This window comes from Spongiivirga citrea, from assembly GCF_010671565.1.
In the GTDB taxonomy this organism is placed as follows: domain Bacteria; phylum Bacteroidota; class Bacteroidia; order Flavobacteriales; family Flavobacteriaceae; genus Spongiivirga; species Spongiivirga citrea.
The window spans coordinates 460289-476096 of sequence record NZ_JAABOQ010000003.1; the positions used below are offsets into that span (position 1 = coordinate 460289).

The following is a 15808-nucleotide window of genomic DNA, read 5'->3' on the forward strand; positions in this document are numbered from 1 at the left end:
AACCAAAACCCCTCGAAGTTTCATATTTGGGATATTTTGCAATGCTCTTACGTTGATGGTATTTTTTCTAAAAAGGAATTTCTTGTCATATAGCATTCCATCGGCGAAAAGGTGTTTAAAAAGCTATCTCAAAAATTGGATTAAAATTAACAGCTCCTCAAGCTGTTGTTTAGTATTTTTAGAATGCTAAACTGTGTTTTATATGATGACCCCGAATACTATATTCAAAAAATATTTGAGGCCTTTCGTATTTTTTTGTTTAGTAGCTATTCCTTTTTTAGCACAGACGCAGATTCATCTCACTGAAAAAGAAGAACAAACTCTTATTATACCTCAGGTAAAACACAATCAAACTATTCCTGAACAATCTATTTATTTACAAACTGACAAAGATATTTATGAAACACAGGAGAACCTCTGGTTTAATGCAATCATAAAGAACGCTGTTACACTCAAAAATGATACTAATTCTTCTATTTTTTATTTGTCAATTATTGATGAAAATAAAAAACCAATTATAAATGCTAAATATCCAATTATAGATGGTCAGGTTGATGGATATCTTTTTTTAAAAGAGGTTTTACAACCAGGATTTTACAATTTGGTAGGTTACACAAACCGTTCAATTAGGGATCGCTCCCAACTTTATCATACCACTAAACAAATAGAAATAAAAGAGCATATCATTCCTAAAATTTTATACAAGCAACAAAATGCTTTGGTTATTAATAATCAAACACAACTTGACCTAGAGGTGTTGCCTCGAACTGGGTTGTCTACCAAAAATATTAAGGTGCGATTGATTGGTACAAAAGGAAATAAAAGCACTATACTAGGAAAAGGTAATACCGATCAACAAGGAAATGTGAGGTTGCTGGTAAATCATGACGAAGCGATACCCTTCTCAAACTATTTTTTAGAGACAATAGCGAAGCAGCAAGAAAAGCAGGTCGATCCGTTTCAATTAAATCTTGGGCGGGAATCCAAAAAAACGATTAAGTTTTATACCCAAAACAGTTCGCTGATCGATGGAATTTCGCAAACAATTTCATTTCAATGTCATGACCGAAATGGCGTTCCCACAAGTCTAGAAGCAATATTATTGGAAAATAATAAAGTAATTGATACGCTAAAAACAAACCTAAACGGATTGGGTCAATTTCAAATCACCCCAAAATTAAAAACACAATATCAACTGCTACCACGTGGAGAAGAAATACTTGATTACCAATTTCCCAAAATCGAAAGTAAAGGGGCCATTTTTACTGTTGAGAATGTAAGTAGGCAATTATTAGAATTACAATTTAAAACGAACTCCTTGAAAGAGTACAAGGGAAACTTTTATGTTCGATTGCAATCCCGCGGTTTTATTCATTATATAGGAAAGGGAGAATTTATTAAAACAAATCAACGCATTAAAATACCCATTGGCAAACTTCCCTCTGGTATCGCAGAAGTATCTATTGTAGACAAAGAAATGAATTCATTATTTAATAGATTAGTTTATGTACACCCAGAACAAAAGCTTTATATAACTCAACAAAATAGTTTAGAAAATCAGTATTACACAAAATCAAAAGTGCGATTACAATTAAGAGTTACTGATCAACGTAATCGCCCTTTAAGTGCAAAGTTTAACATTCGCGTATATGATCATCTCTATAATGTCGACCATATAGATCGAAATATTGCTTCATTCTATCATCTGGAAAGTGTTTTAAATGAACCTATTTACAACGCAGGAACTTATTTTTTACCTGAAGCAAACAACGATTTAATAGTTCAACTGGTGAATACCATTCCTGCCAAAAATTACATTTGGTCAATTAACGAACAAGCTACGAACCATGGTAAATTCCACATTCAAGAAACTGTGGTGGGGAAGCTTATGAAACGTACCGAAAATGGAACTTTGGTTCCTGTCGCGTTTGGCGAAGTTCAATTATTTAGCCCAAAAGCTATAACTGCTTTAAATACTGACGAAACGGGCATGTTTAAAATTCCTAAAGAACTCCTCATTTCGTCACGTGGGGAACGACTTTTTGTAAAAAGCCTTCAACCAAATACTATTATTGAACTATTAAAAAACGACAATACTATTTTCAATGATGAAGCGGTGAGAAATCAATTTCCAATTCAGCTACAATATGCGTCTAAAAACGAATCAACAGAAATGCTCGAAGATCAAATACGTTATTTTGATATTAATAGCATTAATTTTCTGGATGAAGTCGTGGTTAAAGCCAAGCATAAAAATAGGGTAAAGGATGAGCAAGATATTGTTGAATATGTTGGAACAGGTGGGAATTACGTTTGTTATGAATATAATGTATTCAATTGTGTCAATCACAGATCAGGAAGACCTCCAGAATTTGGTAAGGTCTATAGAGATAATTATGGTAGAAGAATAGTCTTCCGAGCCTCAAAGGCAAAGAGTGTGAGTCCCAATATAAATAAACCGAAGGATTATGTTATTATTCAATCATTTTACCCTAAAAAGAATTTTAAACAACCTCAATACATTAATCAAGAGGACGAGTTAGAATTGGATAACCGAAAAACTTTATTCTGGGAGAGCGGTATTCAAGCAGACCAAAATGGTAATATCGATCTTTCCTTTTATACCTCAGACAATAGAGGTAAATATAAAGGAATTGTCGATGTTTATACAGATGACGGACAATTCGGTGTTTATGAGTTTAGTATTAACGTATACTAATTCATTTAACCAATACCCCTCGAAGTTTCATAGTGGGGATGTTCTGCAAAGCTTGGACATTGATGGTGTTTTTTCTGAATAAGAATTTCTTATCATATAACATTCCACCTGCAAAAAAAGTGACTTGAAATTCATTGTTAAGTGCTAGTACTTCTTCTTGCATCAACTCGATCTTGGCGAATGACTTTCCTTCAATTCTTGGAAAGCTATGACGCATCGTTGATGTCTTTTTGTTTTCATCATAGCCTTTAGAAACTACTAAGACAGTTTCAACAGCATCAGTACGGTCATTAATTATATAGGCATTCCAATCATTCCACTCAAACTCGGCATTGTACTCTTGCACAACGGCAACATACACATGTTTTACTTCAGGTATTTGAATGTCTTTTCTCACCTTATAAAGCCGACTTAAACTGCTCTAGAAATCGAATGTCATTTTCGCTTAGCAAACGAATATCCGGTATTTGATGAAGTAATAGGGCTATTCGATCGATTCCCATACCGAAAGCGAAACCTGAGTATTCTTTTGAATCAATTCCGCAATTTTCTAATACTTGAGGATCTACCATACCACAGCCCATAATTTCTAACCAACCAGTACCTTTGGTCATTTTGTAGTCAGTTTCTGTTTCCAGGCCCCAGTATACATCAACTTCTGCGCTTGGTTCTGTAAACGGGAAATATGATGGACGTAGTCTAATTTTCGACTTGCCAAACATCTCCGTTGTAAAATATTGTAGTGTCTGCTTAAGATCAGCAAATGATACATCCTTGTCTATGTACAATCCTTCTACTTGATGAAAAAAGCAGTGTGAACGCGCTGAAATAGCTTCATTACGATATACACGTCCTGGTGAGATTGTACGAATAGGTGGTTTGTTATTTTCCATATAACGCACCTGAACAGATGAGGTGTGGGTACGCAATAAAATATCTGGATTAGTTTGCACGAAAAACGTGTCCTGCATATCTCTAGCCGGGTGATATTCCGGCAAGTTAAGTGCAGTAAAGTTATGCCAGTCATCTTCGATTTCTGGCCCTTCAGATACGTTGAATCCAATACGAGAAAAGATATCGATGATCTGATTTTTTACGATAGAAATTGGATGGCGTGCTCCGATCTCAATAGGATTTCCAGGTCGGGTTAAATCACCATATAAACCAGATTGCTCGGTAGAAGTTTCTAACGAAGATTTCGCCTCTTCAATCTTATTTTTTACAAGATTCTGTAGCGTATTCACTACCTGGCCAAAATCTTTTTTCTGGTCAGCCGGAACGTTTTTAAATTCAGTAAAAAAGTCTTTGATTAATCCCTTTCTACCCAAATATTTTATACGGAATTCTTCTACTTTTTCCTTGGTGTCAGCAGTAAACTGTTCAACCTCTGCAATATGTTCTTTAATCGTATCGAGCATCGTCAACGTTATTTCGAGCGCCAAATTTAGCTATTTTTTGGGCATAAGATGCTATATACGTAGTTATATAAGAGAATATTTGTTGAACTTTATTAATAGGCATCCAAATTTACTAACGTAGCTCATGAATATCCTTTTCAGTAAAAGTTCTAAAGGCAAACTTAAAACCTTCGTAAGCGGCGATTCCGTAGAATACAATATCCATAAAACTAAAAGTCTCAGTCATAATAGGTATTAATTGACCATAATCAAAAACACCTAAAACTTCAAAAACACCCATTCCTTCAATACTTCCTAAATATCCAACTATGCTAAAAAAGTTGCCTAACAAGCAGCTCAATATTGCTATTAGGCCACCAGTAATTCCAAAAATTGGATCAATTCCTTTCCCCGCAAAGCGCATTGACAAACCGACACCTGCACCAATTGCTATAGCCATATATCCAATTTGGTATCCTGTAGCTACAGTAATTACTCCCCATAATACTGCGCCTAGAAGCCCTACAACAATACCTACAATTAGTGCAGCAGGATAATTTTGTTCAGCTCTAAACCGTGTTAAATTCTCTTCAGATAAATTGTGGATTACATCTTCATGCTGAACGGGCTCTTCATCGTCTAATTTTTCAACAATAGATTTGTCATAATTGTAGTCCTTACATTCGTTTTCAAAATCAGCCACTCTGCCTGTTAGGTTACAAACAAGTCCAATATTGAAATCTAATCTTCTATTCAAACATTTTTTACAAAAGCCTAGTTGCTCTTCTTTAGTCATTTCTAATTTATTTTAGGTTAGTTGCGACTAAATATAGGAATATTTTCTATTAGTTGTTAACTAACATGAACAACAACCTATAAGGGATTGACCCAAAGAATTTTAGATATAAAATTGAATTTGTTAGGAAATGTACTCCCGCTCTAAAAAATATCCAACAATCGCCTCTTTCATTAAGATCGATTGCTCACCTGCTTTTAGACTCGGTAATTGCTCTTTTACTTTGTAGTGAGGCCAACCATCATCATCAAAAAAATCAAACTCATAAAACCCATAGGGTTCTAACAATCGGCATATGGCAATATGCATCAGGTTTAGCTTTTCATCCTTCTTGAAACTGCGGTGTAATTGCCCCAGTTCTTGTACACCCACTAAATATATAATGCCGTCGAGGTCGAGGTCTTCTCCTTCCGAAAACTGATCGGATAATTTGTTGACCAATAGCTCCCACCGTTCTTTTAATTCTTCATCTCTCGTCATAGTTTACAAAAGTAGTATTTGCAGCACTTCTAACAGCCAATTTAGCTGACTAATTCGGCCAATTCTCGTCCTATCAAGCTTCCAATAGCTACGCCCATTCCACCAAGTCTGACTCCGCATAAAACATTATCGCTAACCGGCTTTACAATTGCTTCTTTTTGGTTTTCTACTCCCATTATGCCGCTCCAACGCCTATCTATTTCGAAGTCGTCATTGGGCAATATTGTTGTTCGAAGTAGTTCTTCCAACTTATTTTGAATCTGAGTTGTGACCTCCAAATCAGTTGTTGTTTCTCCTTTAAAATCAAGATTCCGGCCACCGCCAAACAAGATTCGATTATCGACATTTCTAAAATAATAGTAGCCTCTATCCAGATGAAAAGTGCCTTTTATATGCAAATCTTTTATCGGCTTTGTGATCAATACTTGCGCTCTAGCCGGCTTTACTTTATGTATACCTAGTTTTGATGAAAAACCGTTTGTGGCAATTAGCAGTTTTCTTGTGGTTAATTGAAACTGATCTGTATTTACATGTACCCGTTCTTCTTGATCTTGGTAATCTTGTACCAATACATTGTTCAAGATAAAAATGCCATTTTTGCGCGCTTTCTCAAGCAATGAACTCATCATTTTTCCCGTATCGATCTGCCCTTCAAACTGATTGAAAATAAGATTCGGTTCTACTTTTTCAAATCCAAACTCATTCTTCCTAATTGAAAAAACTTCCTCATTAAAAATGGGGTTTAGAAGTTCGTTGAGATATGGAATTTTATCCAGACACATTTCTTGTAACTCGGTATCTGTATCGGTAAACAGTTCATATCCGCCATTGGATTCAAAATTGAGATTTGTGTCACCGATGGTTTTCCGCAACGCGGCAAGACCCTTCCATCGCTTTTCAACCAATTTTACCACTTCATCTTCTGTATGCGAGTTAAGGTCATCTAATAATTCTGACGCACTACCGAAGCATGCAAACCCTGCATTTTTGGTGCTTGCACCTTGTGGCAAAACTCCTTTTTCTAGAATCAGTACTTTACTAGTAGGATATTGCTCCTTTAGTTGAAGCGCGCAACTCAAACCCACAATTCCGCTACCTACAATGGTGAAGTCGATATTAGAAAGCCAAGTTTTATGTTCCCAGTAGCTTAGTTGCATAGTCCAAATTTAGATTTACAAATTACGATTTTAGATTGACCGCTATCATAAACCTAATATTGCAATAAGAATTGATGCTAACTTAAAAAGCCTCGAAAAAATTCGAGGCTTTTTAATAATTTAAATATTCTTTAGTCTTCTTTTTGTGGTTCCATTTCAAAATCATCCATAAATGCTGTGGTATAATTTCCTGACACATAATCAGGATGGTCCATTAGTTGACGATGGAACGGAATTGTCGTTTTAATCCCTTCGATAACGAATTCATCTAAAGCCCGCTTCATTTTGTTGATTGCCTCTTCACGTGTTTGCGCAGTTGTAATCAACTTAGCTATCATAGAATCGTAGTTAGGCGGAATAATATATCCTGAATACACATGGGTATCTAAACGAATACCATGACCTCCTGGCGCATGCATATTGGTAATTCTGCCCGGTGAAGGTCTAAAGTTGTTATACGGATCTTCAGCATTAATGCGACACTCGATAGAATGTAATTTTGGCGTATAGTTTTTTCCAGAAATTGGTACTCCAGCAGCAACTAAAATCTGCTCACGAATTAAATCGAAGTCAATTACCTGTTCAGTAATCGGGTGTTCTACTTGAATACGTGTATTCATTTCCATAAAGTAGAAGTTTCTGTGTTTATCTACCAAAAATTCTACTGTACCAGCACCTTCATATTTAATAAATTCTGAAGCTTTTACCGCCGCATCTCCCATTTTCTTACGAAGCTTGTCCGTCATAAATGGAGATGGAGTTTCTTCGGTTAATTTCTGGTGACGACGTTGTACTGAGCAGTCTCTTTCTGATAAATGACAAGCTTTTCCTCTTGAATCACCTACAATCTGAATTTCTATATGGCGTGGCTCTTCAATAAGCTTTTCCATATACATACCGTCATTTCCAAATGCTGCAGCTGATTCTTGTCTAGCGCTATCCCAAGCCTTTTTTAGATCTTCCTTTTTCCAAACAGCACGCATTCCTTTACCACCACCTCCAGCAGTAGCTTTAAGCATTACGGGATATCCTGTTTTTTCAGCTAGCTTTTCACATTCTTTAAAGTCCTTGATAATTCCATCAGAACCTGGAACGGTTGGCACTTTTGCTGCTTTCATGGTTGCCTTAGCCGTAGCTTTGTCTCCCATTTTTTCGATCATCTCGGCAGACGCTCCGATAAATTTAATATCGTGCTCTTCACAGATTTTTGAGAACTTAGAATTCTCGGATAAAAATCCATATCCTGGGTGAATAGCATCGGCATTGGTAATCTCTGCCGCAGCTATAATATTTGATACTTTTAAATAGGATTCACTACTTGGTGCAGGACCGATACAAACAGCTTCATCTGCAAAACGAACGTGTAAACTTTCGGCATCAGCTGTAGAATAAACTGCTACAGTTTGGATACCCATCTCTTTACAAGTACGGATAATACGAAGTGCAATCTCGCCTCGGTTGGCAATTAATATCTTCTTAAACATATCGATATAAATAATCAAACTCCAAATCCCGAACCCCAATTACTGGGTGCCGGATATTGGACATTGGAATTTAACTTAAGATGGATCTACAAGGAATAAAGGTTGATCAAACTCCACTGGTGAAGAGTCGTCTACCAATATTTTTACAATCTTACCTGAAATCTCTGATTCGATTTCATTAAATAGCTTCATCGCTTCGATTACACAAAGTACATCGCCTTCAGAAATACTTTTACCCACCTCAACAAAAGATGGCTTATCTGGTGATGGTTTTCTGTAGAAAGTACCGATAATTGGCGATTTAATAGTTACATACTTTGAATCGTCGGATTGCGGGGTCTCAGCGGCGGCAGGAGCAGCTGGTGCTGGCGCAGCAGCCGGAGCAGCTGGTGCTTGTGGCATTGCCGCAGCAACTGGTACTTGTTGTAAAATAGTGGTTTCGCCTCCACGGCTGTCACCTTCTGTTCCTGTTTTAATGGTGATCTTAATATCATCCATTTCTAACTTAACTTCGCTCGCGCCAGATTTTGCTACGAACTTGATCAGGTTTTGAATTTCTTTTAGTTCCATATAGTGTTTAGTTAGGAGTACTTGTTGGTTTTAAGAGTTATAAGCCCAGGTTAGATAGATAGCGCCCCATGTGAAGCCACCACCGAAAGCTGCAAAAACCAGCTTATCACCTTTTTTTAGTTTCTTTTCGTAATCGAATAATAATAATGGCAAGGTAGCAGAGGTCGTATTGCCATAGTTCTCAATATTCTTCATCACCTTATCATCTGATAACCCTGCTCTTTTGGCAGTAGCATCGATAATACGCATGTTTGCCTGATGTGGGACAAGCCAGTTTACATCATCTTTTGTAAGATCGTTACGTTGCATGATCTTTTCGCTTACATCGGCCATATTAGAAACAGCAAATTTGAAAACGGTTTTCCCGTCTTGCTTCACGAAGTGTTTCCCTTCGCGAACTGTTTCTTCAGTAGCCGGCATAACCGATCCTCCTGCTGCAACGTTTAAGAATTCGCGGCCTACACCATTCCCTCTTAAATATTCATCTTGTAAGCCAAAACCTTCTTCATTTGGCTCAAAAAGAACAGCACCTGCACCATCTCCAAAGATGATGCAGGTGGTTCTGTCTTTATAATTTATGATTGAGGACATTTTATCTGCCCCAATGAGTAGTACCTTTTTATAGCGCCCCGATTCAATATAACTGGATGCTGTAGACATACCATATAAAAAACTAGAGCAAGCCGCTTCAAGGTCGAACCCAAATGCATTATCTGCACCAATTTCTGATGCAACATATACCGCTGTAGCTGCAGCTTGCATGTCGGGTGTAGCTGTTGCTACAATAACCATGTCTATTTCTTTGGGATCGGTGCCACTTTTAGAGAGTAAATCTTGAGCAGCTTTGATGGCCATAAAGGAAGCTCCTTTATCCTTGTCTTTAAGAATGCGACGTTCTTTGATTCCTGTTCTGGAAGTAATCCATTCATCGTTGGTATCTACCATGGTTTCCAAAATCTGGTTGGTTAACCGGTATTCCGGAAGATAAGCTCCTACAGCGGTAATAGCTGCCTTGGTTTTACTCATATCATCGTTTTAGTTGGGTTCTTTTAGAGTCCAAAACATTCAAAAAAGTGTGGAAAATTACTAAAAATATGACTAAACGAGCCAAAAACGCAGCATTTTTAACAAGAAAGTGCGTTTTTTGCCTAAACTCGTTATTTTCAAGAAATTAGATGAAAACGGATATAGCAGCATAAAAAAACTCCCACCTAAGTGAGAGTTATGCTGTTACAAAGCTTAAAAAATTAAGCTGCTGCTTCCTCAGTATTATCGATTAGCACTTTGCCTCGGTAGTACAATTTTCCTTCGTGCCAGTGCGCTCTATGATATAGGTGCGCTTCTCCAGTCGTTTTATCAATTGCAATTTGAGGTGCAGTGGCTTTGTAATGAGTACGTCTTTTGTCTCTTCTCGTTTTAGAGATTTTTCTTTTAGGATGTGCCATTGTACTTAATTATTTATCCGTTAATAGTTTTTTTAATGTATTCCACCGGGGATCTATTTCCCCTGAATTTTCATCAGTTTGTTTTGGCTGAAGCTCTTCTAACTTTTCTAATATTTCTGATTTTAAACTACCGTCTTCAATACCAGGATGCACTCTTTTTGTTGGAATGCTTAGCACAATCATTTCATAAATATATTGTGCAATATTAATTTGATATTCGCCATGTGGTAAAACGAGTAACTCTTCATTTTCATCATTGTACTCATCACCAAACTTTACTACCAAACTAAGTGACCCTGTGGTATCTTGATCATACGGCTCATTGGTACTATCGCAATTGATATTTACCAAGCCATTTGATGTAAATTCTAACTCGAGCATATTGCTTTTCTTTTCAAGCAATACATCGACTTTAATAGCTACATCATTAAAATCATCATATTCAAAAGTCTCAAAGAACGTCTTGCCTATTTGATATTCAAACTGATGTTTTCCTACTTTCAACCCAACAAATGGGATATTATATTCCTTCAACTGCTTCATATCGCAACATCAAGTTCAAAAAAACACCTTACTTAAAGGCGGGTGCAAAGATATAAAAAATAATAAGTTTTAATGCTGGTTATCAACTTTTTTGTGTTGATAAATTTATATCTTCTATTCGGCATCTTTTTCGGTTATAATTTAAACCTGTCTTTTCTTAAAAAGGCCAAAAACAAATAGCAAGTTTAGTATGAAAGCCAGTATTTGAGCAATAAATAGCGATAGCACAATTAACTGTATGTTATAAAAATAAAATGACACCACTGCAGTTAATACAATTGCTCCTAAATGAATAGAAGACAATATTACTGACGTCTTTCTTTTTACTATTTGAATAATGAGATAAGACAGCAATGCAATTATAGGGCATATTAAGGCGAAGAGTGTGATCCAGAAACTAAGGTCGACAGCATAGTTTACGGTTTGGTTGTAGCCTGGTTTTAAATCGAATGTCCCCGAAATTAAGCTTAGCAAGACATAGGTAACTAACGTTAGAAAAAACATTCGATTTTCTAACAGGTATTTTATAGTGTAATTCGGTCTGTCGGTTTCACTCATTTATATATAATTTGCCCCGCAAAAATATATTAATATTCTTCGATGATAAATCAATTTTTAATGCAACTACATATTCGAAACAAATTGAAAGTTGCTTCAATCTTGCTGCTTTTTCAATTCGGAAATAATCTTACTCTGCTCTTCAGTTTGTTTAGGAATATTATATGTCCACCAAAATTTAGTATTAAAACTCTTTGCTTGATTTTCAATACTTGTATTACTATCCATATTTCTGTTAAATGGATAGTCTTTAGTATCAATAATTATGTTGTTAATGAAAAGCTCCTTTTTAGGATACTTTGTAAATAGCAATTTAGTTGATTCCAAGCCATCATAAATTTTCCAAGTATCCTCTTCCTTTTGATATTTGAGATACATCTTTCCTTTATATTCCTGATATTCGAAAATGACATTATAATATACTTGCAAAGCGCCATTTGACAACTTTCTAGACCATGACCTACCGTTTACCGACTGTCGTGTTAACTCCATTCGTACGAATGCGAAGGTTTTAGTGTCTATAAATAAAGTGGCATTTTGATAAGGTTTGTCGATGCCTTTTATTTTATACACGAAACCGTCATCATAGGGTAAAACAGCTTCAATTTCATATTTCCAGCCTTTCTTCCCTTTGATAGGCCCATAATCAAATCGGATAAAATCGTCTTCAACTAGATCGATTAGTGAGTTTTTACGATCCCATTGTTCGTTCCATTTATTTTTTTGAGAAAGGTAGTTGGACTTTACTTCAACCAACTCAATTAAGGGTTCTCTTTTTACGGAATTGCCTTGGTATAAAAATTTAGCTGCGCACTCTAAATACTCAACATGCCTTTTATCTTCTTTTTGAAGATCGCGGACATAACCTTCTAGAAGGTAGGGCCGGGTAGGGTAGTTGTTTTTGATTTGGGAATATGCTTTTTTTACAATTTGCTTGGCACTAAGTTTTTTCTTTTTTGAAACTGTAATTGTAACCTCATCGAGGTTCACGGTTTCGGAAGATAAAAACAGTTGTTCGTTTTCGATGAAGGTGTCTAGCTGCTTTGAAATAGTTTGATAGCCAATTATAGATATTATGACATTGCTAGCTTCATAACCGTGAGGTATATGAAATATGAAAAATCCATCGTCGTTTGTAGTTGTTCCTATTGGCTGCCCTTCAATATAAATGGAAACAAAGGGAATTGGCTCTGATGTTTTCTTGTCTAAAATTTGGCCGGTAAGTGTACTTATATTTTCCTGAGCAAATGATACAGAAAATTTGAAGACTATGATAATTAAAAAATGAAGTCTAATAAGGTTTTTCATATTTATTGAAACGATTTAGGCATAGTTTTGTTACATCGTTCCCTTAGCTGTCAAAATAAAAAACCTCCTTGCTTATCGCAAAGAGGTTGTATATGAAAAAGACGTGTTTGTCTAAATTATCCTAATAAAGAAACTATTGCGTTGTACGCAAAAGTTGTCAAGCCTAAAGCAATGATTGTAAGATATGCCCAAGTAAATGTCTTCACAGTAACTGCTTCGACACCTTTTACATTACTTAATTTTCTTTTGTAGGCCTCTTTAAATACTAAAACTGCTTGCATGATGTTTGAGGGATTTAGTTAATAATTCCTTTAAAAAATATGACGCAAACCTAACTTAGATAATACGTTGACCCTACCTCTTTTCGGTTAACTACCAGTAAATGGATATGAAAAACACAAATTGGGTTTATGTGTGCCAAAAATCGGATATAGAACCAGCTATTTTCTAAAAATTTTAATTGCCCTTAATATTTCCATCTACTACCGTCACATTAAAAGATGCTCGACCTCCCGTAGCTCTCCAAAAATTGCTAGAGTTACCCCAGGTGTTTGCATCAGGCGCAGCGGCTCTGGTAAAATTTTCAAGATCATCATTTAACGAAGTTATTTCGTCATCTGTCAATACTGCTTTTGAGATTACCACAACTAAGCCATTAAAGTCTTTTTGAGAATCTTGACTGTTAGGAATACGTTCACCATGAGTGGTAATCAAGTCTTCGGCTGTATAGGTAGTTATTGCTGTTGCTGTAAATTCTCCTGCATTAGTAGTTCGTTCGGGGTTTTCAGCTACCTGTAAATCCTCCAGCTCATCAGTAGTAATAAGTCCCATTAAATATAGTTCAACATTTCCATAAGGAACTGAATTTCCCCCATTAGCAAAGGTTCCAAAATTATTAGAGCCTGACATACTTGCTTGATAGGTGTTATTTCCTAGACTGGTTAAGGTACTAAAACCCCCTAACTGGCCTCCAGCACTCGAAAAGCCCCAATGCCCTCCAACTGTTGTCGGAATAAAGTTCTTATTTGCCCAATAGTGTACTATTTCGTGTAAAAAAGGACCGTTCCTAATATACCGAGTTCGTGGCATATGCAAAACTCCTTTAAGGGTAGCGGTAGAACCAAAAGCTTGTGTATTATTATACGTATTACCCCCTAATCCTTGTACGTCTAACTTAGCTGGTGTATGTCGACCAAAATAAAGTCCTGGCGGTTGGTCGGCTTCGTTTGATAGAATAATTATAAAATCGAAGTCATCATCGAAATACTCATATACCTTTTTAGTGATATCTTGAACATTACCCGTCTCATCTAGATATGAATTGTAATCTACCTCTGACAAAATAAGATTTGTAAACCGTCGATCTTCATCTAAAGTAAAACCATCTTCAAAAGTAATTGTACCTGTTGTCGGCCCTGGATCACCAGAACCATGATCGCCACCGTTACCATCTCCTGGATCATCAGGCTCTTCTGTCATTCCATCAGGATCTGATGTTGTTGGCTCATCTTTGTCGCAAGAAATTACCAGCATTATTATTAAAAGTAGTGGCGCAACAAGAAAGCTGAGCTTTAGCTGTAGGTTTTTTCGGTTCATTGATGTTGGGTTTTGAGGTCGTGAGGCTACTAGCGTTTTTGTTCCCTTTTAAACTTTCTCAAAGGGTTTGCACTAAGCTCCTTATACTCAGAACGCTTTTTATAAATTGATATTGCTTTAAAAACCGCCTCTTCAAACGAGCTATGATCGGCTTGTCCTTTTCCCGCAATCTCATAAGCAGTGCCGTGATCGGGTGAGGTACGCACATGACTTAACCCCGCTGTGTAGTTAACACCTTGACCAAAAGAAAGGGTTTTAAAAGGAATTAAGCCTTGGTCGTGATAGGCGGCAATAACAGCATCAAACTTCTTATAATTGTCCGATCCAAAAAAACTATCAGCGGCATAAGGGCCATAGGTCAACATCCCTTTTTCATTAAGGCTTTTAAGCGTAGGTTTTAAAACCTCATCATCTTCTTTACCTATAACACCATTATCACCAACATGTGGGTTGATTCCCAAAACGGCAATCTTAGGTTTACGAATACCAAAATCAACCTGTAATGATTTATTGATTGTGCTTAATTTCTTGGTAATCAATTCTTCGGTTATATTACTAGAAACATCTTTTACAGCAACATGGTCGGTTAACAATCCTACTCGAAGCGAATTTGTGATCATGAACATAAGACTATCACCTTCAAGTTCCTGGTCTAAATAATCAGTATGCCCAGGGAACTTAAAATCATCAGCTTGAATATTTGACTTACTAATTGGTGCAGTCACTAACACATCAATCTCATTATTCTTCAAAGCCTTGGTCGCTGCTTTCAACGATTTAATCGCATACGCACCAATTTTCTCATCTTCTTGTCCAAAATTAATATCGACACTTTCTCGCCAAACATTAACGACATTAACCTTATTATGTACTGCCTTTGTAGCATCATCAACTCCAAAAATGTCAACTTGAAGATTCAGGTGTTTCTTTATGTACGAAAGAATTTTTGCTGATGCAAAGATCACTGGAGTACACAACTCGAGCATACGCCTATCTTGAAAAGTTTTCAAAACGACTTCACTACCTATTCCATTTAGATCTCCTATAGAAATCCCCACTTTTATCTTTTCTTTACTTTGCATAAAGTTGATCTGCTTTTTGTACTACTTTTGATACTGCAAATGTACTTTAATTATATAGAATTATGTTTACTGGTATTGTCGAAGCCCTAGGAGTTGTAAGCCGTCTTGAAAATGAAAAAGAGAATCTTCATATCACCATAAATAACAAGCTGGCTCATGAACTAAAAATTGATCAAAGTGTTATGCATAACGGCGTGTGCTTGACCGTTGTGGCTATTAATAATGACGAGTACACGGTTACCGCAATAAAAGAAACGCTGGAAAAAACTAATATAGGTACTTTAAAGATTGGTGATATTGTAAATCTTGAACGTGCGATGCAATTGGGAGCCAGATTAGATGGTCATATTGTACAAGGTCACGTTGACCAAATAGCAACCTGCACTAATATAAAAGATGAAAACGGCAGCTGGGTTTTTAGCTTTGAATACGATCCCTCACTTAATAACATTACTATCGAGAAAGGATCGATTACTATAAACGGAACGAGTTTAACTGTTGTTGACTCAAAAGCGAACGGATTTAGTGTCGCCATTATTCCTTTTACGTACGAACACACAAATTTTAAAAACTTTAAACAGGGTACTATCGTCAATTTAGAATTTGATGTAATTGGAAAGTACGTTGCAAGACTTCATCAACTGCGTTGATTTTCAACACTTTTGCTTAAAAT

The 15808-nt window shown here is 36.3% G+C and carries 17 protein-coding genes; 2 read left to right on the plus strand and 15 right to left on the minus strand.

The features are described 5' to 3' along the window. The first annotated feature begins 202 nt into the window (after positions 1–202). Positions 203–2719 (plus strand): hypothetical protein, encoded by a 2517-nt coding sequence (locus tag GWK10_RS08770; protein WP_164031659.1) that lies wholly within the window; start codon positions 203–205, stop codon positions 2717–2719. Between the two features lies 1 nt (position 2720). On the opposite strand, the gene GWK10_RS08775 is transcribed toward GWK10_RS08770, so the two are convergent. The 15 genes from GWK10_RS08775 to pdxA form a co-directional block, all read right to left on the minus strand. Further along, positions 2721–3116 carry a hypothetical protein gene (locus GWK10_RS08775; protein ID WP_164031661.1) on the minus strand — a complete coding sequence of 132 codons (396 nt, stop codon included), beginning with the start codon at positions 3114–3116 and terminating at the stop codon, positions 2721–2723. A 1-nt stretch (position 3117) separates the two neighbouring features. Then, positions 3118–4137 (minus strand): phenylalanine--tRNA ligase subunit alpha, encoded by a 1020-nt coding sequence (gene pheS / locus GWK10_RS08780; RefSeq protein ID WP_164031922.1) that lies wholly within the window; start codon positions 4135–4137, stop codon positions 3118–3120. A gap of 112 nt (positions 4138–4249) precedes the next feature. After that, positions 4250–4912, minus strand: coding sequence for a hypothetical protein (locus tag GWK10_RS08785; protein WP_164031663.1), 663 nt, complete (start codon positions 4910–4912; stop codon positions 4250–4252). 123 nt (positions 4913–5035) lie between these two features. Then, a complete protein-coding gene (locus GWK10_RS08790; RefSeq protein WP_164031665.1) occupies positions 5036–5392 on the minus strand; it encodes a hypothetical protein in 357 nt (118 codons plus the stop codon). A 41-nt stretch (positions 5393–5433) separates the two neighbouring features. After that, on the minus strand, positions 5434–6549 hold the full coding sequence (locus GWK10_RS08795; protein WP_164031667.1) for an NAD(P)/FAD-dependent oxidoreductase: 1116 nt from the start codon (positions 6547–6549) through the stop codon (positions 5434–5436). 131 nt (positions 6550–6680) lie between these two features. Then, complete coding sequence (accC, locus tag GWK10_RS08800; RefSeq protein ID WP_164031668.1) at positions 6681–8033, minus strand: acetyl-CoA carboxylase biotin carboxylase subunit; 1353 nt, start codon at positions 8031–8033, stop codon at positions 6681–6683. A 75-nt stretch (positions 8034–8108) separates the two neighbouring features. Beyond that, positions 8109–8603, minus strand: coding sequence for an acetyl-CoA carboxylase biotin carboxyl carrier protein (gene accB, locus GWK10_RS08805; RefSeq protein ID WP_164031670.1), 495 nt, complete (start codon positions 8601–8603; stop codon positions 8109–8111). 30 nt (positions 8604–8633) lie between these two features. Then, the gene (locus GWK10_RS08810) at positions 8634–9629 is read right to left on the minus strand and encodes a beta-ketoacyl-ACP synthase III (RefSeq protein WP_164031672.1); all 996 of its coding nucleotides are present in this window, start codon (positions 9627–9629) and stop codon (positions 8634–8636) included. Between the two features lie 221 nt (positions 9630–9850). Further along, positions 9851–10048, minus strand: a complete 198-nt coding sequence (rpmF, locus tag GWK10_RS08815; RefSeq protein ID WP_164031674.1) for a 50S ribosomal protein L32 — start codon at positions 10046–10048, stop codon at positions 9851–9853. Between the two features lie 9 nt (positions 10049–10057). Further along, positions 10058–10591: a YceD family protein gene (locus GWK10_RS08820; RefSeq protein WP_164031675.1), complete on the minus strand. Its 534-nt coding sequence runs from the start codon at positions 10589–10591 to the stop codon at positions 10058–10060. A gap of 141 nt (positions 10592–10732) precedes the next feature. Continuing rightward, on the minus strand, positions 10733–11149 hold the full coding sequence (locus GWK10_RS08825; RefSeq protein WP_164031677.1) for a hypothetical protein: 417 nt from the start codon (positions 11147–11149) through the stop codon (positions 10733–10735). Between the two features lie 96 nt (positions 11150–11245). Further along, positions 11246–12457 carry a carboxypeptidase-like regulatory domain-containing protein gene (locus GWK10_RS08830; protein ID WP_164031679.1) on the minus strand — a complete coding sequence of 404 codons (1212 nt, stop codon included), beginning with the start codon at positions 12455–12457 and terminating at the stop codon, positions 11246–11248. 116 nt (positions 12458–12573) lie between these two features. Continuing rightward, on the minus strand, positions 12574–12738 hold the full coding sequence (locus GWK10_RS08835; protein ID WP_164031681.1) for a hypothetical protein: 165 nt from the start codon (positions 12736–12738) through the stop codon (positions 12574–12576). A 175-nt stretch (positions 12739–12913) separates the two neighbouring features. Further along, complete coding sequence (locus GWK10_RS08840) at positions 12914–14053, minus strand: hypothetical protein (protein ID WP_164031683.1); 1140 nt, start codon at positions 14051–14053, stop codon at positions 12914–12916. Positions 14054–14082: 29 nt separating this feature from the next. Continuing rightward, positions 14083–15135, minus strand: a complete 1053-nt coding sequence (pdxA, locus tag GWK10_RS08845) for a 4-hydroxythreonine-4-phosphate dehydrogenase PdxA (protein WP_164031684.1) — start codon at positions 15133–15135, stop codon at positions 14083–14085. Positions 15136–15197: 62 nt separating this feature from the next. Between pdxA and GWK10_RS08850 the strand changes: the two genes are divergently transcribed. Then, on the plus strand, positions 15198–15785 hold the full coding sequence (locus tag GWK10_RS08850) for a riboflavin synthase (RefSeq protein ID WP_164031686.1): 588 nt from the start codon (positions 15198–15200) through the stop codon (positions 15783–15785). The last annotated feature ends 23 nt before the right edge of the window (positions 15786–15808 follow it).

Excerpts from the sequence above, each read along its gene's own strand:
- accB (WP_164031670.1), bottom strand. The coding sequence starts at position 8,603 with ATGGAACTAAAAGAAATTCAAAACCTGATCAAGTTCGTAGCAAAATCT.
- GWK10_RS08830 (WP_164031679.1), bottom strand. The coding sequence starts at position 12,457 with ATGAAAAACCTTATTAGACTTCATTTTTTAATTATCATAGTCTTCAAA.
- rpmF (WP_164031674.1), bottom strand. The coding sequence starts at position 10,048 with ATGGCACATCCTAAAAGAAAAATCTCTAAAACGAGAAGAGACAAAAGA.
- GWK10_RS08795 (WP_164031667.1), bottom strand. The coding sequence starts at position 6,549 with ATGCAACTAAGCTACTGGGAACATAAAACTTGGCTTTCTAATATCGAC.
- GWK10_RS08810 (WP_164031672.1), bottom strand. The coding sequence starts at position 9,629 with ATGAGTAAAACCAAGGCAGCTATTACCGCTGTAGGAGCTTATCTTCCG.
- GWK10_RS08850 (WP_164031686.1), top strand. The coding sequence starts at position 15,198 with ATGTTTACTGGTATTGTCGAAGCCCTAGGAGTTGTAAGCCGTCTTGAA.
- GWK10_RS08785 (WP_164031663.1), bottom strand. The coding sequence starts at position 4,912 with ATGACTAAAGAAGAGCAACTAGGCTTTTGTAAAAAATGTTTGAATAGA.
- GWK10_RS08825 (WP_164031677.1), bottom strand. The coding sequence starts at position 11,149 with ATGAGTGAAACCGACAGACCGAATTACACTATAAAATACCTGTTAGAA.
- GWK10_RS08835 (WP_164031681.1), bottom strand. The coding sequence starts at position 12,738 with ATGCAAGCAGTTTTAGTATTTAAAGAGGCCTACAAAAGAAAATTAAGT.
- GWK10_RS08840 (WP_164031683.1), bottom strand. The coding sequence starts at position 14,053 with ATGAACCGAAAAAACCTACAGCTAAAGCTCAGCTTTCTTGTTGCGCCA.
- accC (WP_164031668.1), bottom strand. The coding sequence starts at position 8,033 with ATGTTTAAGAAGATATTAATTGCCAACCGAGGCGAGATTGCACTTCGT.
- GWK10_RS08790 (WP_164031665.1), bottom strand. The coding sequence starts at position 5,392 with ATGACGAGAGATGAAGAATTAAAAGAACGGTGGGAGCTATTGGTCAAC.
- GWK10_RS08770 (WP_164031659.1), top strand. The coding sequence starts at position 203 with ATGATGACCCCGAATACTATATTCAAAAAATATTTGAGGCCTTTCGTA.
- GWK10_RS08820 (WP_164031675.1), bottom strand. The coding sequence starts at position 10,591 with ATGAAGCAGTTGAAGGAATATAATATCCCATTTGTTGGGTTGAAAGTA.
- pdxA (WP_164031684.1), bottom strand. The coding sequence starts at position 15,135 with ATGCAAAGTAAAGAAAAGATAAAAGTGGGGATTTCTATAGGAGATCTA.
- pheS (WP_164031922.1), bottom strand. The coding sequence starts at position 4,137 with ATGCTCGATACGATTAAAGAACATATTGCAGAGGTTGAACAGTTTACT.